The organism is Chitinophaga sancti (genome assembly GCF_034424315.1).
GTDB classification, from domain to species: Bacteria; Bacteroidota; Bacteroidia; order Chitinophagales; family Chitinophagaceae; genus Chitinophaga; species Chitinophaga sancti.
In genome coordinates, this window is sequence record NZ_CP139972.1 from 4473212 (window position 1) to 4498211 (window position 25000).

The following is a 25000-nucleotide window of genomic DNA, read 5'->3' on the forward strand; positions in this document are numbered from 1 at the left end:
TTAATTAATCATCTATGGTTCAATGTATTAAAAATAATAAAATTAAATTATCTATAGAAAATATTAGTTTTGCGCTATTTTTCTGGTTAATTGTATTGTTAATACCAATCGCCTACTTGAGAATTTAAATCCATGGCCTAACATTTAACATTCAATCATCATTTTCCAATACCTTTTGATTTTTCCATCTTTATTCATTATTTCAAGCCAGAGAATTTGAATTTATTACTGCAGTTGGGGCTTGGTATTATTTTTCATTTGTAATAGAAATTCAATAAGCAATATGACAAATGTGAAAGTTATAATTCCTGAGAATAACTGAAATCGTAATGCTATCGGCGACGCAAATACACTAAATGAAAAATTAAGTCCCCAAAAACAAGTTACTATTACCAAAACTTTACCTAAATCCTTATTTGTATTATAACCTTTTAAAAATACAAAACTAATAATGCCGAGTAAAAAAATAATATTTAAGGCTGCCATTAATCCTGGAAAAACAAATAAAATATTCACTTTAAAATCAGAGAAAATTGAATATATTTTCTCTGATTTATAATCAAACCAAATTTTAGCAATGGGATCAACATGGTCAACTCCTGTACTATATTTTTCAAGATACTCAATCGGTGGAGAATAATATCTTGATGCATTTGGGAGCAAAAAGTATTTAATAAATGCAAGCGGATAACTTTTTATAATGAACCATCCAAATTCCTCATAAAATGGGGCTATTCTCGCCCAAGATTTAAATTCATAAATGTTTTGAGTACTATCAACTAATCCTAAATATTGTCTTAAAGGAAGTCGTGGTGTCCACATATAAACTGTACTAATTTTCAGTTGTTCTTCAGGATATTTGATATTATTTCTGGCTGAATCAAAATATTCTCTAATAATCTTATTTAATTTATAGAATTTGGAGGGAACATCTTTGACTTTACTGTTATCAATAGACCGATATGCATACATAGCATTATTAGCTAACTGCCATCCTGAGAATGGCGAAAATTGCTTATATCCAGTTAATTCATAGTATTTTTGTTTATTAAAATTTATAAATGTTCCTAATAAGAATGCGACTAATGCAATTCCCCACATTTTTAATAAAAAATTTCTTCTATATAATAAAAAAGAAACGACAAGAATAGTTGGATAATACAAGGCATTATATCTTATCGTAAATAGTATAAATACAACTAATGCATTAAGTGTAATAATTTTTATATTAGGTTGATAAATACACCATAACAGTAAATTGTACCATAATAAGCTTAGAGATAGAAATAGTGAATCACTTGAGATATAATTTGCGAGATAAAGAAAAATTGGATTGAATAAGATAGAACCAAACAATATAATTCTTGATATTTTAGAAGGATTGTAAAAATAAAATATTGTAAAAACAAAAGACATTGCATTTAACTGGAGTAAAACATACTGGAAAACCACCAAGATTGTATCAGAGTGGGAAAATACACTAAAAAGCCTTAAAAACTTAGGGTATCCTATTGGATGAATACCAATATCATCATTAAAAAAAGCTGAGGTAATGTATGTATATGAATCTGCGTTAATAAAACTAGCAAAAGGATAACAATATTTAAATAATAATAATTGAATTATTATTCCGAATGTTCCTACTATGACCAATTTTTTATTTAGCGAATCTTTAAAGATAAAGTCTTTATAGGTAATTCTATCTTTTTCTATTATTTTGTTTAAAAGGTTTCTCTCTTTTTTTATCTCCCCTTGATCAACTTTTTCACTATGCTCATGATAATCTTTTTGTGTATTTTGGGAACACATATTGATGTGGAAATTTTTAATGGATGATTAAAGGAATATACTTAAAACTTCATAAAGTTAGCTAATCATTGTATTTGAGAGATTAGGAGTTCGCGAAATAAATTTAACATAAAATAAAGTAATAGGTGTATTTGGGAATACTATTTCGTTAAGTGTTAAAATCTAAAATCGAGATTTGTCTTGTCCGGCGAAAATTTTACACATTGTCAAGTCCTGAAAAAGTTTACAGCTTGGGAAATGAAAAAATTTATATCTCAAAAGACGTTTATAAAATGACAAATATAAATGATTATAAGATATTGTCATTTTCGTAGTTATACGAATTGACAGTATTTGTGATCAATCAATATAGTAATTTCATATTGAGAATCATTTTTTTAAACCCTTGCAATTCTCCTGCAATTCCTGCTCTTTATGATAATTCCGCCTTCTTTTCCCATGTTTCTTTAATAGCTTATCTAATTGATGAGCTTTATGAGGTGTCAAGTAATTACAACTCATATGAGGCCGAAGAATATTATAGGTTTGAATGGCAGCCTGCTTACTAAGAGCACTTCTACATGAGATTGAATATTCCGTTTAGTTGAAAATCTTTTTCAATATTCCATTTATTCTCTCAGCCACAGCATTTTTATAAGGATCTCCGTTTTCTGTCATACTTATGAGTATTTCATGACAACCCGGTTCTTCATCAATTTTGGTGATAGATGAGGTTCATTAATATTTGAGAAGAGTATAACAAACAACCCCAAATGAATTTCGGACTTCTTTTCTTGGATTGGAATAAGCCATTTAATACTACGGCTGTAAACATTATAAAGGTCATTATATCTGCGAGTTGAATCCAGATTTAAGACTGCTAAATGGCCGAAGTGTTCTCGAAAAAGTTCCGCTGTACATAAATAGTCAAAAATAAAGGATTTACCTGCTATTGGCAATGAAATATTAATTAATCTAAATTGTAAAAAAATCTTTTGTAAAAATGTGAAATGTGATCGGATAATATTTACCGAGCGATTTCAGAATAAAATTAAACCGTATTCGTGGATGAGCGATCGTCTGGTTAACCTATTACTTAAAACTGGTTTATTAGCTGGAGGCAAGTATGCCTCCGGGAAGTTTAATATTGAAAACAATTTTTCATACTAGCTTTGCGTAAGGCCTTCTATATGCTGAAGATTATTAACCTTTCCAGTTATATGGCAGCAAGGTTTTGATCTGATTGATAGGCATTTCATTGATATCCCTACTCAGAACATCCTTCAGCCAGTTATGTGGATTAACATTGTTCAGTTTGCAGGTCACCAGTAAAGAGTAAAGTAATCCTGCTCTTTGTGCAGCATCATGAGAACCACAGAAGAGATGGTTTTTTCGCCCTACTGCAACATTTCTCATGCATCTCTCGATCGCATTGTTGTCGATCATAAGATTACCAGTATGGGCATAAAGACTTAATTTCTCCCACCTCTTTATACTATAAGCAAACGCTTGTGCAATAAGGGATTTTGGTCTGAGTTGCTGGTATTCATTTTTCATCCATTCACCCAATGTTTTAAGTATAGGTAGACTTTCCTTATTACGGCGGTCTTTTTTTTGTTCTTCATTCAGCTGTTCTTCCTGGCATGCTTGTTCAATCCCATACAGTTTTGCAATCTCCTGTAAAGCATAGGATGCCAGTTGTTCATTATTACTTCGCGCATCATAAATCTTACGGCGCGCATGAGCCATGCAGTAAAATACTGTAATATTCTCTAATGATAACTCGTCGTACACAGCGTAACCATCAGCCTGGAGATGGCCTTTAAAATATTCAGAGGTCTTTCACCTCCACGACCAGGCTGGTAATCATAATAAATCATTTTGCTATCACCCATCAGGAAGGTCCAAAAGTAGCCTTTATGAGTTTCTTTTTGCTTAGTTCTATCCAACACCGCAATGCCAGTCTCGTCAGCATGCCAGTAGTTATACTTGTACATTTCCTTCAGATGGATAGTACCAGGAGGCATTAATGCCTTTGCTACCAACCCTACCCAATCACCCATTGTGGAGTAAGGTATTATAACGCCATTGCGTTTAAAAGCTTCTATCTGCCGATTCAGCGGCTTATGGTCAACTAATTTATCAACTGTTATCTGAGCAAGCAATGCTGGATCTGCAAGGCATCTGTTTATGGCCCAAACCGGCAGAGACGCTTTTATAATAACCTCCTTTCCCTTTTGGGAGGCAATTGTCCTGCGATAAACATTTACTACAGTGCGGTTAACAAAGATCTCTCCAGGCTTCCAGCTTAAGGTCTCTCTTACTTCTTCTCCTACTTTCACACAATCACTAACATCTTCTGTGGGTTCCAGTATTGTTGTTTCCCGCCTCAGATGATCAGGAAGCCTGGTTCCGTCATCAGAGGCGGCTATATTAGTACCAGCTATTTTAGTTTTGGTATAGCTTATCTTTTTGACTTCGGATAGATTTGTCGCAGGAGCTATCAGTTCCGCGTTAAACCCTAACTCTGGCTGTAAATTGGATACAGCTGAGGGTAAAAAACGTTCAGATTTAAACCCCTTTAACAATTTCGTTAATTGCTGTAGCTGGTACTGAAGCTGGGTTACCTGGTCCTGCAGACTTTGATTGCTTTTCTGCTGCTGCTCAAGGCTTTTATTTAACTGCTGAACCATCATAATTGATGCTTCATACAGCTCCTTGTAATTGATATTTGCAGCAGATTCTGACATTGCCCAAAGATAACATTGATATGCTTTGATACAAGTTGGCTGCGTCATTTTTTATACACCAGAGAAGTGGATAAATCGTAATGAATAATTGATTTTGCAGGACAGGTTCATTCCTTAAAACAAAAAAGATAACCCCCTGATGATGTTAGCTAACAATTGCTGTCATAATATCTATTTAGCCCTCAGGTGCTGTATATCGCTTTCTATAAAATGCCTTTTTCAGAGAGACTCCCTGTAGTATCAAAGAAAGCTGTTTACTGGATATCTCGCTATGGGTACCTTCCATAAATCCGGAAGGTAATTCGAATGTGCCCTCTTCTAATCGCTTGTAATACATACCAAAACCATCACCCTCCCATTGCAATAGCTTGATGTGCGTTTGGCGGCGATTGAGAAATATAAAAACATCACCGGACTCTATCGGCATTTTGAGTTCGTTAGTGATAAGTCCACTCAATCCATCAAAGCTTTTTCTTACGTCTGCCCATTTAGAATACAGCAGATATCTTGTTCCTGAATGAATCTGCAGCATAACTACCCAATTAATTCCTTTAGAAAAGAGGCTGGTACCGGACGATAAATTTTCATGCCTTTGTATTCAGCAAAAATGCCAGATTCAATGGGGCCTACTACATCCGGAGTTATCTGCAGTAAAGTAAAACTACCATTGTCATTATGAGATTCTAAGTTCCTTTGCTGGTACTTTTTCTGCCAGTAAAACCAGTTGCCAGAAGCAACTCCATGTCTGGCACAAAAGGATTTAACGGGCTGGCCACTGGTGGCTTGCTCAGCGATAAATGAAAACATATACTCCTCCTTATTGACTTGTGATTTCTTAGTTCTCATGATCTATTATTGATCATGGAAGTTAGAGAACTTACGTCTTTTCATTTTCCAACTGCCCGGAGGCATACGGAGGCAATGCTGGTAACAGAATAAGCAGGATACATAATATTAGTACAAACACCTCGACAATTCTACGTCTTATCTATAATGCTCCTTTGATCAGGCCAATCACCCCAAGGTTCCTGGAATAGATGATTAGACTTATAAAAAAGGTGATCGATATGATAACGCACTTCGTAGATATGGAAATACGACTGATCATAGAACTTCTACCAGACAGATATTCAGGTACAATTAAAAAATGGCTGATTGATAATCCAAGAGTAGAAATCATTACGAGACCGATATTCCAATTATGCGAAAGGAGCTACAGAGAGTTGTCCAGAAGCCACACAAGTAGCTGACAGGTTCAATTTATTACAAAATCTCAGTGAAGCCTTTAAAAAGATACTTGAACGTAATTATAAGATTTATAAGAAGGTTTTAGATAAGAGCAGTACAATTGGATATTGCGATATCAATATTATAGCGGTACCAACACCTACCCGCCCTGATAAGAAATCCTTGGGATATAAAGGAGGCATCTAAATGGCGAATCACTTTGTAAAATTGCTATTTGGATTAAGCTTAATAGAGAAACTGTCCCCAAATATTTGCGGCTGGAAGAGCCTCCTAAAAAATTACTACCTAAGAAATTTGATTTTTCAGAATTTACGAACCAAATCCTTGAGATTATCCAGGCCAACGAGAGTATTACCACAAAATTTTTGATTGCAGAATAAAGAAGAATTGGGTATTGTGGAGGACAAGCCACAGCATATAAAATTCATAAAGGAGAAGTTCAATTTGAGAGAACGAACAAGCCTACGTCCACTTAATCGCTCATTATACTTTCCGACCAAAGCTGCCTTACCATTATCTAAATCTCCATCAAAACTGAGTCCGGTTGAGAATGAAGTGGTTAATGATTTGTATTCAGCAATACCCGATATCAGGCAGGCAGGCATTTTACCACGACAATTAAGGAGTATGTTAGTTTTAAACAAAGAGAGGTAAACTAACCCAACGACTTAAGAACTGGATGGAAAAAGCACTTAAATGCACCACGTCCGAAATTAAATCTTTTGCGAAAGGTATATTATCTGACTTTACAGCTGTACATAATGCCATCCTATTGAAATGGAGTAACGGGCCGGTTGAGGGTCAAATCAATAAACTGAAAACAATAAAACGTCAAATCTACGGAAGATGTAGTTTGGAACTTCTGAAACGGAGGCTAGTTATCCAACTGGATTAAATTTCTTAAGTTAATTGTATCACCAAAATTGATGAAGAACCTTTGCAATGAATATAATACTCCCCTAAAAACGGACAGTAAGTTTAAGTGGAAAAACATCTTAAATTTACAATATGAACAAGGGAAGAAGAAAGTTCAATGCAGCGTTTAAAGCGAAAGTAGCTATCGAAGCCTTAAAGGAACAGCTGACCTTAGCAGAGCTGGCCGAGAAGTATGATATACATCCTACTCAGATAACTGAGTTGAAGAAGCAACTGCTTTCAGGGTCAGAGGATGTGTTTGACCAGGGAAAGAAGGCAGGTAGCGATGCCTCAGATCATCAGGAAGAAAAAGACGAACTATATAAGCAAATCGGTCAACTCAAGGTAGAGGTCGACTGGTTGAAAAAAAAATCTGAGCAGGCATTTGGGAAAAACTGGAAAGATGGCTTTAGTAAATAAGGAGGACAGTGAGCTCAGTATTGTACGTCAGTGTCAATTGCTGGAAGTATCTCGTAGCAGCCATTACCATGAGCCCAAAGGAGAAAGCAAATTAAACCTGGAGCTGATGGAGCAGATAGACCGTATGCATTTGGAACATCCCTATTTTGGGGCAGAGCGCATGGCAAAACATCTGAGTACACCAGAGCTACATGTTAATGTGAAGCGGATAAGGCGATTGATGCGGAAAATGGATATTTCGGCCATATATCCCGCCCCTAATACAAGTGAGGCATGTAAGTGGCACAAAACATATCCATACCTGCTTCGGAACCTGAAAATAGACCGGAATAATATGGTTTGGAGTATGGATATAACTTATATTCCAATGCCGAAGGGTTTTATGTACCTGTGTGCGATTATAGACTGGAATAGCCGCTATCTGTTATCCTGGACACTCAGCAATACCATGACAGTGGAATTTTGTCTGGAAGCGCTTGAAAAGGCCATTTCTATTTATGGAGCACCAGAGATCTTAAATACGGATCAGGGCAGCCAGTTTACAAGTGAAGACTTTACAACAGCTGTATTAAGTGCTGAAATTCGCCTAAGCATGGATGGAGTAGGACGAGCCACAGACAATATCACAATCGAGCGATTTTGGCGTAGCATCAAGTATGAGAATATCTATCTCAATGCTTATGATAGTACGCTGGATTTATACAAGGGAATTCACAGGTATGTGGAATTCTACAACTGGGAACGAAAACATCAAGGCCTGGAATATAAGACTCCTGCTGAGGTTTATGGAGCAGCTGATAAGTTATCCACATATCCACAGATATCAACAAAAAGAAAAAAAGAACCAAAAAAAGAAAAAGGTTATAATAGTAGTAATAGATTTGATTCTTTAATTAATAATTCACCTATTGCTGTCTAATAAATGGGGAGTATATAAGAAGTCATGGTTTACTTTCACTGAATTATCCACTAATTTTTCGTTCGCATCAAGGCGTTTTTCTATTCAACGGAGTGGAACTTCACACAGACTAATGATTTTTCAGGACGTAAGATTAATAATTTTCCATTAAAAACCAGATTGACTGTTACTACTAAATAAGTATTTCCTCCATTCCTCAAAAGAGCCCTGGCTATTTATTAGTTAGATTTTGCTAACAAATCATCTAGCATTAATATAGAAAAAACCGTCATTATATGCATAGGGAATAACAAATATCTCAATTCTATTTGTGACGCAAATACATTAAAGCTAAAATTAATTACCCAAAAAAAGATAAAAAGGAAAACAAATTTTTTCAGGTAATTATTTTGCCGTCTCTTTCCAATAAAAAATAACACTATAACCAGCCAAGAAATAAAATTAATTAGCATAGCCCACAAAGGATACAATCCATAAATTCCATCTAAAACATTAATATCAACTAACCTTGTTTTGATAAGAATACTTTTATAATTAAACCAATCAACGATATAGTGTGATATTATATTATCATACCCCCCATTATACATCGAGAGAGAATACATAGGGGGAACAAACCATGAATGAATGTGGGGAATAATTACATTTTTAAAAAACTCTACAGGATACTGAATAATAATCCATACTGCATATTCTTTATAAAATGGAGCAGCAGTTGCCCAATGTTTAAGATCCCTCGACTGCTCTTTTCCTGCAAATGTTTGCCAAAAATAAATCCACAATGGAGATTTCTCATCCCACATATAGCGATCAAATGCTTTCTGTTTTTCCATATGATTTGTGGAGTCTTTTGATGCATTAATAAAATAGCACCTGACTAAACTATCCAATTTTTCAAATTTTTCGGGTACTTTTTTATGCTTAGATTCTGGAACATACCGATAAGAGTAAAGTGCATTATTAGCCATTTGCCAACCTGAAAATGGTGCAAATTGACGTGTACCACATAACTGGTAATATTTTTGTTCATTATAAATTATAAAGCCGCCAATAAATACAATAATAAGGACCAATCCCGTGAGCTTTAATTTCAAATTAGCATTAGAAATGAATAAAGCAAAACAACTTACAACCGGATAGAATATTGTATTAAATCTAATTGTAAATGCAAGAAATAATACTATTGTATGCCAAAAAACTACTTTCGGTGTAGGTTGATAAATAATCCAAAGCAACAATGTAAACCAAATAATACCTAATGATAAACAAAGATTATCACTTGATATAGTATTTGAAATAAGAGGAAATAATGGGTTTAACAAAATAGCCAATATTAAGTATTTTCTTATTTTTTTTTCAGGTAGAAAAAAATAATATAATGTGAAGTTTAATGATAAAGCCGCCGCTTGTAGGAAAAAATACTGAAACGCTACAAGAATAAGATCAGAATTTGTAAACGCGCTAAATATTCTCAGAAACATTGAATAGCCAATAGGATGTATCGCTTCTTTTGCATTCTCTTGCGCATCCTTAATATAAATCCACGAATCTCCGCCTAAGAAATTTGGAAAAGGATAAATGTACTTATAGATTATAAATTGAATAATAATAATTATAGCTGCTGTAAATAGATAAACCCTGTTTTCTCGCCTGTGAAATACAAAATGACTTAATGAAGTTGGATTACTTAGCATGTAGCCGTCCTGAATAAATCTCATAGTTAGATAAATTTTAAAATTTCAGACCCTTAATTCGGACAAGAACAGGGCTAACCTAAATATCAGACTATCTATAATAACCTGATTCCAACACCTTTGTTCTTAAATTAAGTGCTATTAATTATTTAGTGTCTTTATTACAGGTTTTCCAAAAAATATTAACATTGCCTAATTAATTGAGCCTTACTCATACAATATAATAAACTACACTGCTTCCATTCTGCAATACAATTATATTGTCACATACCATAAATATTTAATAATATTAAAATAAATGAAAGCTACCGCTATTCTTTATCCAGAATACGTTCAAACATCAGCGATAAAACTTCATAAACTAGTATTATTATAAAAAAAATGCGATCAATATTAGTTGTAGCTATTCTAAAAATTGGTTCGTAATCATTAAACGAAATATATACTTCAACTCCTTTATACAACTTGAATATACATGCTAATAAGATAAACTACGGAATTGAGATTATACTCGTACTTAAAAAATTACTTTGTCTCCAAATTTCCAATTCAAAACATCAAGTAATTTAATTATTCTCAATTACGACAAATGATTACAGAACTTAAATGGGATAAAGAGAATACTTTGCAACAATTACTTTTTTCCCTCAAAAATAGATCCTATGCAATAATTACAGTATTACTTTCGCTAGCGATATGGATTTTATTCAGGCATATTTATCCAAAGCCATTTATAACAGCTGACAGCTATTTTTACATTTTATCGGCCAACAACAATTATTATGCAGGTTATTGGCCCATTGGCTACCCTAAATTCATAAGATTAATAATTTCATTGTCCCATTCTACTTATCTATTGGTAACTATTCAATTTGTTATCAGTCAGATTTCCCTTTTCTTATTTTTCATATCAATACGAACAATATTTATTTTAGGAAACCTATCATCCTACATTCTTTTTACTTTCACAATAATAAATCCAATATTTATTTTTGCAAATAACCACATAATGTCTGATATCCTATTTATGGATTTCAGTTTACTTTGGATTACTCAACTTCTATGGATAATTGTATATCCTAAACCATTTATGCTGATAAGTCAGGCTCTCCTATTATTGATTGCATTTGTTATTCGGTATAATGCAATTTACTACCCATTATTAACCTTACTCGTCTATTTTTTAAGTACTTTTTCAGCCTGGAAGAAATTTATAGGGATAGTTATAACCTATATTCCCTTACTAATTTTCATTCAGTTTACCAGGATAAAAATGGAGGAATTAGGAGGTGTTCGAATTTTTTCATCTGCCGCAGGTTGGAAACAAGCCAATAATGCTCTTTACATGTATTCTCATATTGCAGAAAATGACACATCATTTGTACCTAAAAAATTAAAAGAGTTGCATCTGATTACAAAAGGTTATTTCAAAAAACAACACACTGATATAGATCTTTATCATATAGAAAGTGAACCAAGCCTTGGTTGCTTTTATATGAATTCAAACGAATCACCCTTAACAAAATATATAGTTCTAAAAAATGGGGAAAAAGAAGATTTACTAAACTTTAATGACAAAATACAATTTAGCGCCTTTTTACTACAATATGGAAATTATCTTATTTTCAAACATCCAATATCATTTGTAAAATTTGTTATTATTCCGAATATTGTAGCATATATTACTCCGTTTCCAGAAGTTTATGGACGTAATTTCCAAATTTATGATTCAATGGATCATGATATAGGAAAATTAACCAAAAAATGGTTCAAGATTGATTTCAATTATACCCCTTCCCGTTATCTATTTTTAAGAGAAAAAATATTATCTCCATTCACAATTATTTTTTCAATAATTAATCTTGTATTCATTGCTTATTTAATTTTCACCTTTTTTAGAATCTTAAAAAAAGGAATAAAACAGAATGTCACTAATTATTCTCTACTAGTATTAACCTTCACTTGCATTTTCAACTTCTTATTCACAATTATCACAACCACTTCTGTCATTCGTTTTCAGTTTTACAGCATTATATTAGAATTTACAACTCTAGTAATAATAACTTCTCTAATATATAAATCGGACAAAGAGTAGCCTTCGTCATTGAGTCATTAGTGTGGCGAACCAGAACGTAAAGTTTCATTTATTATTGATAATTAATTATGTAACATATGTCGCCAGATCTCGTAACCTGGTTATTGCTTTTATAAGCTCGATCTTCTTTTTCTTTTAATAAATAGAGGAACTCCGTAAACACGAAGTTCCTCTAATTTATACCTAATTAACCCACAGGAATCACAACCTCCATAACCGTCTCATTCCCCGGCAAATCCACAGCACTCGCCACAACCCTACTTCCCTGCACTCCATCATTCAGCACACTCGCCGTATACAACCAATCCAGCCCATTACTCTGCTGCAACGCATCCCCCTGCTCAAGCACCACACCACCAGCATTCGTAATCTTCACCCTCACACCAGCCACCTTGAAATCATCAAACGCTCTAACCGTGATCTTACTTCCAATCTCACCCGTATACAACCCAGTATTAATCCCCTGGATCTCTGGTGCTTTAAAAGCATCTCTCACCGCCACATTATACGCCGATTGATCCTTCTTCGCCGCCTTTTCATACTCCGCTTTCAACTCCGGATCATTCATCACCGCCTTCCCATACACAATCGCATTCTTAAACCGATTCTGCACTTCTTGCTGTTTCTCCGTCGGCGGAGTAGTACTCCCACCTCGATGTTTCCCTAACAGAATCGTTCCGGATCTCTTCCTAGTAATCGTCAACATTTTCCCTAGCGATCCACTTGAATCCTTTAAAATTAAATTATCTGATTTAGCCATAAAAAATCGTTTTAAAATTAATCAATACGCTTCGAATGTTGCTCGAACGTTGCTCTTTCTTCGACGCTTGTTCGACACTAGTTCGTCGCTTGTTCGAATAACAGTCATCCAGTGAAATGAAAGGTGCCTCTCTCCCATTCCGGGCACGGCCTGTATAACTGCCTTCATGGCTGCAATATTAGTAAGGTAACAAACGCGAAAATTAAAAATTCCTTGGTGAAGCGATAAGTGATGGTTGGGGAAGCGATAAGTGGAGGTTGAGTGCAGAAAACATTACATGATAATATTCAATTTGCTAAGAAATTTTTCAGCAAAAGATCTTGACAGGGGAATGTCCCTGTCAAGAATTCTAATTGAATCAGCAGTAAAACTACTGATATGCTCTAATGCTACTATGTAAGTGCGATGTACCCGGCAAAAGAGCGCCACGGGTAATTGCTCCTCCAGCTGACTGAGTGTACTGCTTACCAGGTGTACACCCTCCTGTGTGATGATCTTAGACCATCCGCCACTGGCCTCGACCAGTATGACGACTCGGCTATCAACACGCGTGAATAGCCCTTCATTTTTGTGAATGAACAAAATGTTATTCATAGTTTAAAATTGGGTTTATTTCCCGAAGCGCAAGTTCCAGAAGCGATCGATAAGTATGTCGGGGTTAATTCGATGGAATTTGCTAAGGAATTCACCGAAGGTTAACAAGTACTCAGGCGGTTTGCCTAATTTATCACATACTTTATTTTTAATTCTGTTCGCATGCCTGCGAGAAAAATCTGCAATAATTGCGATTTCTTTTACAGAAATCGTTTCATTTTTAAGTCGGTCAAATTTGCCATTCTTGCCAAATTTGCCTTTTGGGTCAAAAACCACGTTGTTTGTGTTTTGGAATTTAAATTTATGTTGTTTGTGTTTTACGTGGCAGAGCAAATATATAAATATTCGTTCTTATCACGAACATTTCAAATCAAAAAAAAATTCAAATGAACATGCAATTTTATCGTAAACGTTTGCTTAGCAGGCGTAAAAGGAGAACTATTTTTTTTCAAAAAAAGAGAAAAATAAACTCAGAACTCATCCATGCAGCAAGAACCGCAAAGCTAATACGGACAATAACTTGCGCCGGTCCGATCATCCTGCAAAATGATCGCAGTAGATTCAGACGCATTGCAAAGTTCCTATTGCAAAAAGTAATTAAAGCAGACAAATTCAATGCGCCTGGTGAACGAAATGTGTGCAATGGTGATCTGAAATTATTAGAAGGATTTGAGTTGAATGATGATATACCATTATCAGAAATACTACAAGCGCAATACACAAGTTGTATAGATGTGAATAGTGGATCTATGCGTATATATTTCCCATCATTCATTCCTTCGAAACAACTCATCATCCCCGATAATGCTACGCATTGCAAAATAATCGCAGTGGGTGCATCTCTAAACTTTAATTATTACAATGCTACAATTGAATCTGATTCGTCTCCACTCATCTCATTGATTGAAGACCAGGTGCCATCATTTTCATTGAATCTACAGTTATCGCCGGGAGATGGACATGCTATGATGCTCGTATTGGGCATCAGCTATATCGATCTTCCTACAAGCAATGGCGATGTGGTACCACTCTGCCAGGCAGCTCAAATTCTGAGAGTAGAAAGCAGTTTTACATTCGTCTCCAGCAAAAAAGGAGATAAGATGCCCGCAATGAATCTTAATGAAGAAACATCATTTTAAAAACTAAAATTTCACAGTATGACAACAACTTTTCACCCACTTATGTATTTACGCATTTCATTACTGAAATACCTTGACAATCCTGAAGAATACAGTGGAGAATTGTATAATGAAGCTATGGCCGCTATTTTACAAATGCACGATGCCATGACAAATTTTATGTTATCGGACAAAGACAACAGTATTCTTAAACGCTACATGCGTACCTGGCAGGAACAGATAAGACTATTGTTTGACGAAATTCCATACTCATGGATTGAGAATATGGATTTGAATGAACAGCCTAACGAGGCTGATAATGTATCCGATCAAAAATATAATATCTGCTTTGAATGTTTCCGCTTAATAAAGGAAATGGAATTAGCGTATCCAGCCTTCTTTGATGATAGCTGTATTCCACCTTCATTATACCTTGTATTGGAAAAATCCAGACACCATCACAATTGGGCCTTAGTATCAAAATGGTTTAATAAAAGGAAAGAAAAGTATAATACAGTATGGCAACTCATTAATAGCTACCTGGAACGCATCTGGGATGTCAATGTCAGGTTCTCTTATAAAGAGATCGCTTACGGATTTAATTTCATTGATCAGCTCCTGCATAACATACAGAAACCAGGACATACATTTAATACGAAGGCGCTTTACTCTTTTCTCATCTATTTAAACTTCAATGATATTGGTTTATTAAACAACATTACCAATAACATAAGGGAAGACATGGAGTACACGATGACAGATGTTGAAAAAGTTGCTGCCCTGGAAGATTTACAACAGGAATTTGAGAGCGCTCTCATAAGAGCAGATTGCATTCTAGATCCAGGCAATCCACCCATTACGACAATGTTAAGCAGATGGGTAAAAAGGGAATTAAAGGCCCTTCGGAGCTGATACAATTTAAAACCAAAATAGAATAATTATGAATTACATTATTCATTTGAATGCCTTCCTGAAAATGGCGGCAGAAGCAAAATGGATAGGGGTACATCACTATGCCCTATACATGTCACTATTTCACATCTGGAATAAAACAGGTTTTCGAAAGGCATTTAGTGTAAAAAGAAACGATGCGATGAAAGCTGCTAAAATCGGTTCAAAGGCCACTTACTACCGTTGTCTCAAAGACTTTGAAACAGCGAAACTGTTGAAATATAACGTTGGAACATCTCCATTTACACCTGCTGAAATCGAAATGCAACCGTTAGTGAACATGCAGGATTATGGTACAGTAAACGGCCCTGGAGAGGGCCCGCGAAAACAAAATAATGGGAAGCTAACTGTCTCACCAGAAGGACCATTTTCACAAACTAATAATGCAAATTGTTCAGATAGTGTGTCAAACGGTCCCAGCATGGATGATGTAATCAAACTTTTCATGGTGCATGAGTATGAAACCGGATTAGCCTTACGATTCTGGTATCAATACCAGGCGCTCGGTTGGAAATTAGGTAATACGCCAATTGTAAACTGGATAGCATTAGCTCATAAGTGGGTGTTAAATGCAAATTTTCCTAATCCTAAAAATCCCAACAACAATGATCAAAATTACGACGAGTCTTTTTAACTATAAGCAAATACTACCTATGTTGGCGGAAAAGGGTAGACAACTCTTTGGTCCGCATTTCAGAATCTATCCGGAGGATTTGGAAGTGATCATACCTATCGTTGCCTGGATATTGCGTGATGAAGAAGTAACGAAGCAATTTGAAATTGATCTACGCAAAGGAATATACCTGGGAGGACCGGTAGGAACAGGTAAAACGCAGATCATGCAGTTACTAAGGTGCATAATTCCCGATCCTATGAATTACGAGGTAAAGCATTGTGATCGTATTAGCGAGGAATACACTTTAAAAGGGCCTTCGATGCTGTATAACTATATCGGAACAGAGAACAATGATAAATACAATCATCGTATCTGGTGTTTTGATGACCTGGGAGCAGAGCATACAGCGCATCATTACGGTAGTAGCTGTCAGGTGATGAAGAAGATTCTGTTAAGGAGGTATGACTTGTTTACACAGTTTGGAACACTTACACATGTGACATCAAGATTGACAACAGGGGCGATAGAGAAGAAGTATGGTACAGATGTAAGGAGTAGAATGAGGGAGATGTTTAACAGAATTACATTTAATAAGGAAGCCAGGGATAAGAGAGGATTGGTATTATGTAGCTAAACCTGACAACAAAAAAACATCACATAAATTAAATTTCACATTGAATAATTATTTAATTTCATGTAGGTTAACAAATATCTATATTCTTTATTTAGGTATTTGAATGAACACGGTAGCAGGTCTTTTTTAGGACGCTGCCTATTTAAAAGTGTAAACACGAAGGGAATGTAAATAAGTCAATATCCCTGACTTTATTTACGTTCCCTTACTTTTACCACTCATCCAAAATCTTCAATCATTAACCTCGCGTTAACTACTCCCCATTTTATTATCAATAGATTTGAACTGGTATCAACAATTGTCATGTCATGTAACCTATAGGGGGTATATCTATGTTACACAAAAAAGATGAGGAACTGCTCGAGGAAATTCGCCAGGGCAATCAGGCAACCTTTGCCGAGGTTTACAACCACTACCAACCACTGCTATTAATGGAGGCTTACTACAAGATAAGATCTTATCCTGAGGCCGAAGATATGGTGCAGGAGATCTTTACCTCGCTCTGGAACAGAAGGACCGAGCTGAGTACCAGTATTCCACTGAAACATTATCTGTACAAAGCGGTGCATTTGCAGTATGCTTACAAATGTCGCAAGAGTGAGGTAGCCAGAAAATTCATCCAGCACACCCTATATGTATCCAGGGATGTAGCTACCAATACCTTATTAGAAAACAAAGAAATCTTACGTCAGATCAAGACGGCGGTGTCCGCAGTGTCCGCCCCTGCTACACGTAGGGCATTCGAACTGCTGTACATAGAGGACAAATCGCACAAAGAAGTTGCTGCTGAAATGAACATCCAACCTCAGGTTGTAAAGAACCAGGTAAGCCGGGCGCTTAAAATAATTCGCTCTCAGCTAAATAAAGTAATGTGAAAATGTTACTTTGAGGCTGCATCAGCAATTTTAAGTCATCATGAAAACAGATTTAGAACTGATCCACCGCTTGGTATTGGAAGAACTGGCTGGCGTTATCAGTGATGAAGACCTCGCTTACCTCAAAAAAACTATTCGGGAAGACCCTGAAGCTTTCCGTGTTTGGGAGGAAACAAGGTCGATTCTTGATACTCCTGATGTAAAAGCCTTCCTGGAAAAGCCGCGTCCAATCGATGCAATTTTTAACGCTACCATAAGGCCTAAACGCAATGGATTCTGGGGATTTTCCCTCAGTTTGGTTGCGGTGCTGGTGGTAAGCCTTTGTGTTTATTTTTTTTATCCAAACCCCCAAAATGAGCCCATTGCAAAACCATTCAACGTAAAAAATATTCGATTAGACCTGCCGGGGAGTGAGACAGTTGATCTTTCTGAGCAGCAGGGAGATGTGAAGGTGAATAGCTTTTCATTGAAGAATGATAATAAATCTCTTTCTGTAAAGGCGGATTATGCTTCAGCAAGGTTAGCGACACTCACTATTCCTGAAGGGAAGGATTATAAGCTGACACTAGATGATGGTACGATAATTTGGTTAAATTCAGCTACAACCTTGCGGTTCCCTATTACATTCCTGGATGCAACCAGGGAAATTTATCTAAATGGGGAAGCTTATTTGGAAGTAGCTAAAAACACCAAGCCATTTATTGTTCATCTGCAGGACGCCAGTATTAAGGTACTGGGAACGTCTTTCAATGTGAACACCTATAACCCTAATAAAATCCAAGTGGCCCTGGTTAACGGGGCCATTAGGATGGAAATGCTGAATGATTCTGTTCAATTGATTCCAGGTCAACTAATGACGGTTCTTCCCGGAAAAGCAGCAGAGATATGTACATTTGATGAAGAAACTCTGCTAAGTTGGCGAAAAGGGGTATATCTTTTCCATGATACTTATCTTTCTGAAATAACGCAAGTATTACCCCGATGGTTTGGTAAAACTGTAATAATGGATTATCCTGCCAGGAAGAATGTAAGGTTTACCGGAGTAATCAACAGAAATAAACCTTTAGAAGAATCGCTTGAATTGTTAAAAGCTACAAATGGGTTAGACTATTATATTAAAAAAGATACCATTCACATTAAATAATAAATTTCATTATAGAATCCAATTTGACTTGTATACTTCTTAGATAAGCTTTGAACCCACTTATTCCTCTAATTTACGACACTTTATTTATAAGATAGACCTTCCTCCGGACAAGTCTTCTCTATGTGTTAGAGTAAGTGCTAAGCCTAATTACATAGGAAACGACGAATTTCTAGTCATAAATTTGAGTTTAACACTGTTATACCTTGTACTCATATGGATCTTTAATCCTGGTAAAGAACTCTATAATCTAAACAATTATCCTTATTAGGATAATGCAAGAATATATTAACAAATTCGATAGGAAGCTTAATGAAATCCCAAATTGATATTTTAGATCCTCCCTTTTCAATCCAAGTATGTAATGGTAGCTCGTAGCAGGTATCTTCCAAACTATATCCTAGCAAAAGAAATCTTTTAAATATCTCTACATCAAATAGCCACCTAGACACAAAAGGAACAATAAATATCTTATTAGCTATTTCAGGCTCAAAAAACTTAGCGCCACACTGACTATCATATATCGGCTGATCTAAATAAATACTTACCAAAGTTGCCATAACCCGACCTAGATAATGCCGTGTATTAAAACGATGAATATGAGCGCCAATTCTCAAAATTCTGGAACCAAAAATCATCTTATAATTATGTTGAGAAAATACATATTTAATAATCTCAACTTCACTAAAAGGAGTAGCAAGATCCGCATCCATAAATCCAATTAAATTATTGGATGTTTCTTTTAATGCCAGTAAAACACCTAACCTAATAGCCTCTGCTTTGCCTACATTATTTGGCAAATTCAAAATCAAAACCTGTTGAGGAAATTTATTTAAAAAATTAGTTAAAACTAACAATGTATTATCTGTACTACCATCATTTACAAATATTATACAATCCTTATTAGAAGATAAAAAATTCTGATACTCACATATTGACAATCTTTGCCCCTCATTGTAACAAGGAATGATAATAGTAAAAAGACGCATAACCAAATAATTTTAACAAAATGCTACTTTTATTCCATAGGGAAGGTTTGCTTTGAGTATACACCTAAATAATCATTTAATAACAATACAAGAATCAGACAAGCAGTCAAAGGGAAAATTTGATATCTCATCACGATTATATTAGCAAATACACTAAAACAAAAATTTAATATTAATAACAACCAAACTGAAATAATCGAAAATGTAAATTTCCTTGATGTAGTATTTAAACCATTTTTGTATATAAATAAAATGCTGGCTGCAAAAGAAAAAACGTTTAAAAATAAAAATAGATAAGGTAAATAAGATAAAATCCGCCCCTGAAGTGAGGATGAAATTACTCTTAAATTTAAACTTTTATAATCAAACCAATAAGCAACGATAGGTTCCGTTGTTCCTAGACCAAGATTGTATAATTTCAGTTTTTCCATCGGTGGAAGCACATAATTCCACGTATTCATCAAAATAAAATACCGAAAGAATTCAAACGGATGCCTTTTAACAATAAATTTTCCATATTTATCAAAGATCGGAGCAACCTTCGCCCAAGAGGAGAGGTCATCAATATTTTTATAATGTAACTGCATAAATATTTTAAGAGGAGAATTTCTTTGTCTTATAAAATAATTCCCAACATATGTTGATAAAATCCGATACTGAGCTGGAACCTGTTCAAAGAAATTCCTCGCTATCTGATCCAACTCTGCTGTTTCGGATGTTGGAAAAGCATTAATATCCTCATTTACATATTCTCTAATATACAAGGCATTATTTCCCCACTGCCACCCGCCCAGAATAGGAGGAAACTGCGAAACACCACTTATATCTTTGGCAGCATTAGAAACAATTATAATTACCGGAATAATTAAAATTGGGCCAAGCACAATACCTACTATTTTTTTCATTAGATCCTGTCTGGAAAGTAGAACAGCTATAGTTGTTATAACAGGATAAAACAATGCATTATATCTAAAAGTAAATGCTATCCCAAATGTCAAGGAAGCTACAATGATATGTTTCCAACCTGGTTTATTTATTATCCATAATAGCTCCGCTAACCATAACACACTAAGGGCTGAAAATAATCCGTCACTGGAAATATAATTGGCAAGGTATAAACTCAAAGGGTTAAAAAAGAAAAAAGCGATCAAAACTACTCTTGTAAATCTACTAGTAGGATAAAAGTAAGTAATCGTCTTATACATGTACCAGCCGGCAAATTCAATAATCAGATATTGAAACAAATTTAAGATATAAGCAGAGTGAGTGGCTTTATGGAATAGCAATAGGAATTTACTATACCCTACTGGCCAAATACTGATATTTATATTTAAATAGGCCGCTTCTATGTAACTCCAGCTATCAGAAAAAAAATCAGGAAATGGATAGAAAAATTTAAAAATAAAAAACTGAATCAACGTAAATAAAAAGATACCCCAAAATAAAATACTATATCCTCCAAATAGATGTAAAATAAATGAAGAAGACTGTGATTCTCCTTTCGGGGATAAACCGAATCTATCAAAATTACCCATAATAGAAACCGCTGAAATATTTTTAGGGTTAATAGCTTCCATAATCAATGCATTAAATAATATACATCAAGGATGATTTAGAATATAATTGCCATAATTCTGTTATCAAAAAAGCCCAATTACTATTCTATTTTGGTAAACCAATATTTATTGTCCATTACTATTTAACAATTTCATTCTTTGCCAAACCATATCTTCTTTACAAGGAAACTTCTTAAATAAATTCTTATAGCATTGATACCGATGATAATTATAAAATACTCCTATTATTGAGAAAATTACGGTAATCGTAAGAAGTACTCTTAACTTATGCATCGCCTATTATTTTGAATAGTATTTTATTTATCAAAAAGGTTAACGCATTAAACCATTTCTGGCTGTTTAAATATATTTTATAATCACTATAAAAAGTTTGGAGATCACAACCTTATGTAGGAGACAATATGATTCTTCTATAACTTATCTGTATAGATATCTGAATTAGCATAGGAAGTTTATTTTTCACAGTACAGTGATATGCTTATAGTATTCAGAAATTAAAACTATTTGATTTATTTAGTACTGCCATTTATTTCTAAAAACATCTATTATTACCTTGATCCTGAAGCTACTTTATTTTTTGAAATGGTAAAATTGGCCAAGCTTATTCTTCTTTTTACTATCCCGTATTTTAAAATGCAGTAAATTGTTCTCACTCCGTCTTTCCAATTAATTGTTTTTCCTTCTTTATAAGTGCGGCCATAGTATGATATACCAACTTCATAAATTTTTACATGCCGAATTTTTGCAACTTTTAGGGTAATTTCGGGGTCGAATCCAAATCTTTTTTCTTTTAATGTCAATTTCTGAACAAGATGAGTTTTGAATACTTTATACCCTGTGCACATATCAGTCAAATTCAAGTTTGCACAAAAGTTAGCTATAAATGTTAAAATTTTATTCCCGATTGTATGCCAAAAAAACAGTATTCGATGAGGATTTCCTCCAATAAATCTGGAACCGTATACTACATCTGCAATGCCATCTACTAATGGCAAAAGCAACATATTGTACTCATATGGATCATATTCAAGGTCTGCATCCTGGATCAACATAAACTCACCTGTCGCTTGTGAAATACCGATATGAACAGCAGCCCCCTTTCCACTATTGACTGTTAGTGAATGATATTTTATCAGCAAATCTGGATGAGTTGAGATATAATCTAAAATGAGTTTCTCAGAGTTATCTCTAGATTGATCATTAATAATAATTACCTCTTTTTCTATATCCTGGATAAGCTTAACACGCCGAATCTTTTCCAGGATTTGAATAATTGTTCTTTCTTCATTATAAACTGGAATAATAATAGATAATCTTAAACGAAGTTTTTCATACAGTACCTTTTCACCAGGCAGTAGATTATTATCAGAAAGAACATATTGCATAATCTAGTTTTATCAATGATCATATATTTAATTACGCTATCATTGTGTTAAAAGTCAAAATTTTTCAATTGATTACCAATCTGTTAGTTGAAATATTACAATTGAGTATGCAGGAATAAATGATCTAAGGAAATTTCTTCAATAATAGTATAAGTTGTCCAAAGCTCATCCATAGAAATTGTCTCCAACAGTCTAAATCTCTGGTTTTATAATTTCCAGAACTCCTATTGACAATGGCATGAATATATTTATGTGATATTAATACCATGATTTAGCTGAACACATATTTTATCCAGTCACAACTTATTGATTTAATCCACTTACAACAATGGGTAATTATTGTAAAATCAATTCATTGTAACCATAAAAAATCGGCTAACGCAATACCTGCAATATTTTCAATGAACTTTTGATTATTTTAACAAAACGCTAGTGATTCAATTATTATCGAGTTAACATGAAATTATTAAGAAAATTAACTTACATAATGATTTTGGGTGATCCAATCAAAGGTTTTGACAAGTTACCAATTCATACTGCATTATTTCTTCAATTGATTTTAATGAATTGGTTTTCTATTAAATAGTCTCTTTATATAGACTATTTTAGAATTAGCAAGGTCGGGAACTTGCATATTACTCAAAAGTGAATTTCCAGCACCGCAACATTGAACAAAGTGTATCGATTTCCAACATTTTGCTCACATAATATTTCCTCATTGAGTTTATGTTGCTCCTAACTTTTATTAGAAGCAAGAATACATTTTTCTAATAATTGGCGAACCTTTAAGTTTCAGTTTTGCCTCCTCACAGGAAACATACAGATTAATTCTCCGCATCCAATATTAAAATATTACATCGCTAGAATAGGTGATGAAGTAATAGATATAGCGATTATTTCATTACCCAGCGCTTCAACTCATTTCCCAAGTAATTTTTCACAACAATCAAACTATATATGATCGAATATTTTAGGGGCATAAATAACTAAAAAGAAGCAAAACAACCAAAAAGCAATTGAAATATGAATAGAATGATCCTTATAGAAAATTCTAACAGGCGTACCAGAATTATCTTCTACAAAAACAATTTGTAGATAACGAAACAAACCACTAATTACAAAAAAACTAGTAAAATATAAATTTCCATTTCTAAATCTGGATATGGAATCGGGAGACATCGTATAAATAAGATAGGAAATAATAATTGCAGAAGATACTATTGTTAATAATACATTTAGAAACACTCTTGTCCGGGTAAAATAAAGGTATAAAAATAAAAAAGGGGCAATTACGCCCCAATAGTTTATAATTTTGGGTTACCACACTCAAAACATAAACTTGGATAAAGATAGAAAATTTCCCGGACACCCGGTTTTGTCACAAATATTAGAATTAATACCTACCGGGTTAATACAATCTGCTAATCGAAAACATCAGGCAAACCGATATTATAAGCGTTTGCCACTGCGGATCCACCTGGTTAGCCTGCTATATGGTGTATTTAGCTATTGCAATGGACTTCGGGAAATTTGTGAGGGCATGCTGGCCTGTGAAGGGAAACTAGCCCATCTCGGTCTTGACAAGGCTCCTGCTAGAAGTACCCTTTCGGATGCCAATACCAACCTGTAAATGGTAAATAATAATGCAGCAAAAATGGTAAATATGAATGCAGCAGATTCGATAACAATACTGCAGCAAGAATGGTAACAATGGTACAGCAAAATCGGTAACAATTGTTACACAATCCGGCAAAAGTAGTCTGTTATCAGGAACCTTCAAAAATAGTTTTACGATTCTTCAATCTGTAACTTTCACCACTAAAGTTTATGACTTCACAATGGTAAAGTAGCCGGTCCAGTAAAGCCGTAGCTATGACCTCATCATCCAGCTGTTTGCTCCAGTCTGAAGGCTTCTTATTTGTAGTGATGATTATTGACGTAGATTCATAAATCTGATTGATAAAATTGAAAAATGATATTGCCAGGTTCTTCTCCAGCGGGAAGAGCATAATATCATCAATAACGAGAAGGTTAGCCTTTAATAGTCGTTTATATTCAACCTGCTGGGTTTTAACAAAGTCCTTCGTCTTAAGCATATTTACCAGGTCATCCATTCTTCTGAAGTAGGCGTTATATCCAGCCTTTACAGCATCCTGACACAAACCTGCAGCTAAAAATGTCTTGCCAGTTCCACTCGGCCCCATCAGAACAATATTAAATAATTGATCTACCCAATTCAATTCTCTAAGTTGCTTTAAGCGACCAGGACTAATTTCATCCTCTGATCCTGTTTTGTAATGATTCAGGTCTGACATCTGAGGTAACCAGGCTGCCTTTTCCCGTTTGTTCAAGTCTTTTACAGAGCGGTGTGTTGCTTCCGTTTCCAGTATTTGGCTTAGGAACTTTACATATCCCATCTCTTGTTGTTCTGCTTCAGTGATTAATGCCTTTATTCCATTGCTAATACCACCCAGCCTAAAAGCTGTACATAATTCGCGGATTCGTTGCTTTTCTGTTTCCATATAATT

At 34.6% G+C, this 25000-nt stretch carries 24 protein-coding genes and 1 pseudogene; 11 read left to right on the forward strand and 14 right to left on the reverse strand.

The window, feature by feature from the left end; all coding sequences use genetic code 11:
- Positions 1–225: 225 nt before the first annotated feature.
- From U0033_RS17105 to tnpA, 5 genes and pseudogenes are all read right to left on the reverse strand, one after another.
- Positions 226–1809 carry a hypothetical protein gene (locus tag U0033_RS17105; RefSeq protein ID WP_072366694.1) on the reverse strand — a complete coding sequence of 528 codons (1584 nt, stop codon included), beginning with the start codon at positions 1807–1809 and terminating at the stop codon, positions 226–228.
- Positions 1810–2991: 1182 nt separating this feature from the next.
- Entirely contained in the window at positions 2992–3114 is a 123-nt protein-coding gene (locus tag U0033_RS33405) for a transposase domain-containing protein (protein WP_245801894.1), read from the reverse strand.
- Positions 3115–4586, reverse strand: a pseudogene (gene tnpC / locus U0033_RS17115) (IS66 family transposase); the annotation flags it as partial.
- 127 nt (positions 4587–4713) lie between these two features.
- On the reverse strand, positions 4714–5070 hold the full coding sequence (tnpB, locus tag U0033_RS17120; RefSeq protein WP_072366688.1) for an IS66 family insertion sequence element accessory protein TnpB: 357 nt from the start codon (positions 5068–5070) through the stop codon (positions 4714–4716).
- 2 nt (positions 5071–5072) lie between these two features.
- Positions 5073–5384, reverse strand: a complete 312-nt coding sequence (tnpA, locus tag U0033_RS17125) for an IS66 family insertion sequence element accessory protein TnpA (RefSeq protein ID WP_072366686.1) — start codon at positions 5382–5384, stop codon at positions 5073–5075.
- A 1081-nt stretch (positions 5385–6465) separates the two neighbouring features.
- Between tnpA and U0033_RS33410 the strand changes: the two genes are divergently transcribed.
- From U0033_RS33410 to U0033_RS17135, 3 genes are all read left to right on the forward strand, one after another.
- Positions 6466–6681, forward strand: a complete 216-nt coding sequence (locus U0033_RS33410) for an ISL3 family transposase (protein ID WP_072366682.1) — start codon at positions 6466–6468, stop codon at positions 6679–6681.
- Between the two features lie 113 nt (positions 6682–6794).
- Positions 6795–7121: a transposase gene (locus tag U0033_RS17130; protein WP_322518472.1), complete on the forward strand. Its 327-nt coding sequence runs from the start codon at positions 6795–6797 to the stop codon at positions 7119–7121.
- Positions 7105–8040: an IS3 family transposase gene (locus U0033_RS17135; protein WP_322518471.1), complete on the forward strand. Its 936-nt coding sequence runs from the start codon at positions 7105–7107 to the stop codon at positions 8038–8040. The genes U0033_RS17130 and U0033_RS17135 overlap by 17 nt, the downstream gene beginning before the upstream one ends.
- A 218-nt stretch (positions 8041–8258) precedes the next feature.
- On the opposite strand, the gene U0033_RS17140 is transcribed toward U0033_RS17135, so the two are convergent.
- Positions 8259–9758, reverse strand: a complete 1500-nt coding sequence (locus tag U0033_RS17140) for a hypothetical protein (protein WP_072366643.1) — start codon at positions 9756–9758, stop codon at positions 8259–8261.
- A 1249-nt stretch (positions 9759–11007) separates the two neighbouring features.
- Between U0033_RS17140 and U0033_RS17145 the strand changes: the two genes are divergently transcribed.
- Positions 11008–11829: a hypothetical protein gene (locus tag U0033_RS17145; protein ID WP_143151009.1), complete on the forward strand. Its 822-nt coding sequence runs from the start codon at positions 11008–11010 to the stop codon at positions 11827–11829.
- A gap of 187 nt (positions 11830–12016) precedes the next feature.
- Here the strand turns inward: U0033_RS17145 and U0033_RS17150 are convergent, their stop codons facing one another.
- From U0033_RS17150 to U0033_RS17160, 3 genes are all read right to left on the reverse strand, one after another.
- Positions 12017–12442, reverse strand: coding sequence for a hypothetical protein (locus tag U0033_RS17150; protein ID WP_143151008.1), 426 nt, complete (start codon positions 12440–12442; stop codon positions 12017–12019).
- Positions 12443–12862: 420 nt separating this feature from the next.
- Positions 12863–13183, reverse strand: coding sequence for a LytR/AlgR family response regulator transcription factor (locus U0033_RS17155; RefSeq protein WP_072366637.1), 321 nt, complete (start codon positions 13181–13183; stop codon positions 12863–12865).
- A 15-nt stretch (positions 13184–13198) separates the two neighbouring features.
- Complete coding sequence (locus U0033_RS17160; protein ID WP_143151007.1) at positions 13199–13459, reverse strand: hypothetical protein; 261 nt, start codon at positions 13457–13459, stop codon at positions 13199–13201.
- Between the two features lie 308 nt (positions 13460–13767).
- Between U0033_RS17160 and U0033_RS17165 the strand changes: the two genes are divergently transcribed.
- The 6 genes from U0033_RS17165 (at position 13768) to U0033_RS17190 (ending at position 18521) form a co-directional block, all read left to right on the forward strand.
- Entirely contained in the window at positions 13768–14322 is a 555-nt protein-coding gene (locus U0033_RS17165) for a hypothetical protein (protein ID WP_143151006.1), read from the forward strand.
- Between the two features lie 18 nt (positions 14323–14340).
- Entirely contained in the window at positions 14341–15213 is an 873-nt protein-coding gene (locus tag U0033_RS17170; RefSeq protein WP_143151005.1) for a hypothetical protein, read from the forward strand.
- Positions 15214–15241: 28 nt separating this feature from the next.
- Positions 15242–15886 (forward strand): hypothetical protein, encoded by a 645-nt coding sequence (locus tag U0033_RS17175; RefSeq protein WP_072366631.1) that lies wholly within the window; start codon positions 15242–15244, stop codon positions 15884–15886.
- Positions 15858–16502: a P-loop NTPase family protein gene (locus tag U0033_RS17180; RefSeq protein WP_072366629.1), complete on the forward strand. Its 645-nt coding sequence runs from the start codon at positions 15858–15860 to the stop codon at positions 16500–16502. Before U0033_RS17175 ends, U0033_RS17180 begins: the two co-directional genes overlap by 29 nt.
- A 332-nt stretch (positions 16503–16834) precedes the next feature.
- Positions 16835–17377, forward strand: a complete 543-nt coding sequence (locus tag U0033_RS17185) for an RNA polymerase sigma factor (protein WP_072366627.1) — start codon at positions 16835–16837, stop codon at positions 17375–17377.
- Positions 17378–17417: 40 nt separating this feature from the next.
- Positions 17418–18521 (forward strand): FecR family protein, encoded by a 1104-nt coding sequence (locus tag U0033_RS17190; RefSeq protein ID WP_072366625.1) that lies wholly within the window; start codon positions 17418–17420, stop codon positions 18519–18521.
- A gap of 224 nt (positions 18522–18745) precedes the next feature.
- Here the strand turns inward: U0033_RS17190 and U0033_RS17195 are convergent, their stop codons facing one another.
- From U0033_RS17195 to U0033_RS33415, 4 genes are all read right to left on the reverse strand, one after another.
- Positions 18746–19510, reverse strand: coding sequence for a glycosyltransferase (locus U0033_RS17195; protein WP_072366623.1), 765 nt, complete (start codon positions 19508–19510; stop codon positions 18746–18748).
- A 29-nt stretch (positions 19511–19539) separates the two neighbouring features.
- Positions 19540–21087: a hypothetical protein gene (locus U0033_RS17200; protein WP_072366621.1), complete on the reverse strand. Its 1548-nt coding sequence runs from the start codon at positions 21085–21087 to the stop codon at positions 19540–19542.
- Between the two features lie 548 nt (positions 21088–21635).
- Positions 21636–22472 (reverse strand): glycosyltransferase family 2 protein, encoded by an 837-nt coding sequence (locus tag U0033_RS17205; RefSeq protein WP_083571931.1) that lies wholly within the window; start codon positions 22470–22472, stop codon positions 21636–21638.
- 124 nt (positions 22473–22596) lie between these two features.
- The gene (locus tag U0033_RS33415; protein ID WP_083571930.1) at positions 22597–22740 is read right to left on the reverse strand and encodes a DUF4372 domain-containing protein; all 144 of its coding nucleotides are present in this window, start codon (positions 22738–22740) and stop codon (positions 22597–22599) included.
- Positions 22741–23811: 1071 nt separating this feature from the next.
- Here U0033_RS33415 and U0033_RS17210 point away from each other — a divergent pair.
- A complete protein-coding gene (locus U0033_RS17210) occupies positions 23812–24102 on the forward strand; it encodes a DUF4372 domain-containing protein (protein WP_322518470.1) in 291 nt (96 codons plus the stop codon).
- A gap of 136 nt (positions 24103–24238) precedes the next feature.
- Here U0033_RS17210 and istB read toward each other — a convergent pair whose 3' ends face one another.
- Positions 24239–24994, reverse strand: coding sequence for an IS21-like element helper ATPase IstB (istB, locus tag U0033_RS17215; protein WP_322518469.1), 756 nt, complete (start codon positions 24992–24994; stop codon positions 24239–24241).
- Positions 24995–25000 lie beyond the last annotated feature (6 nt).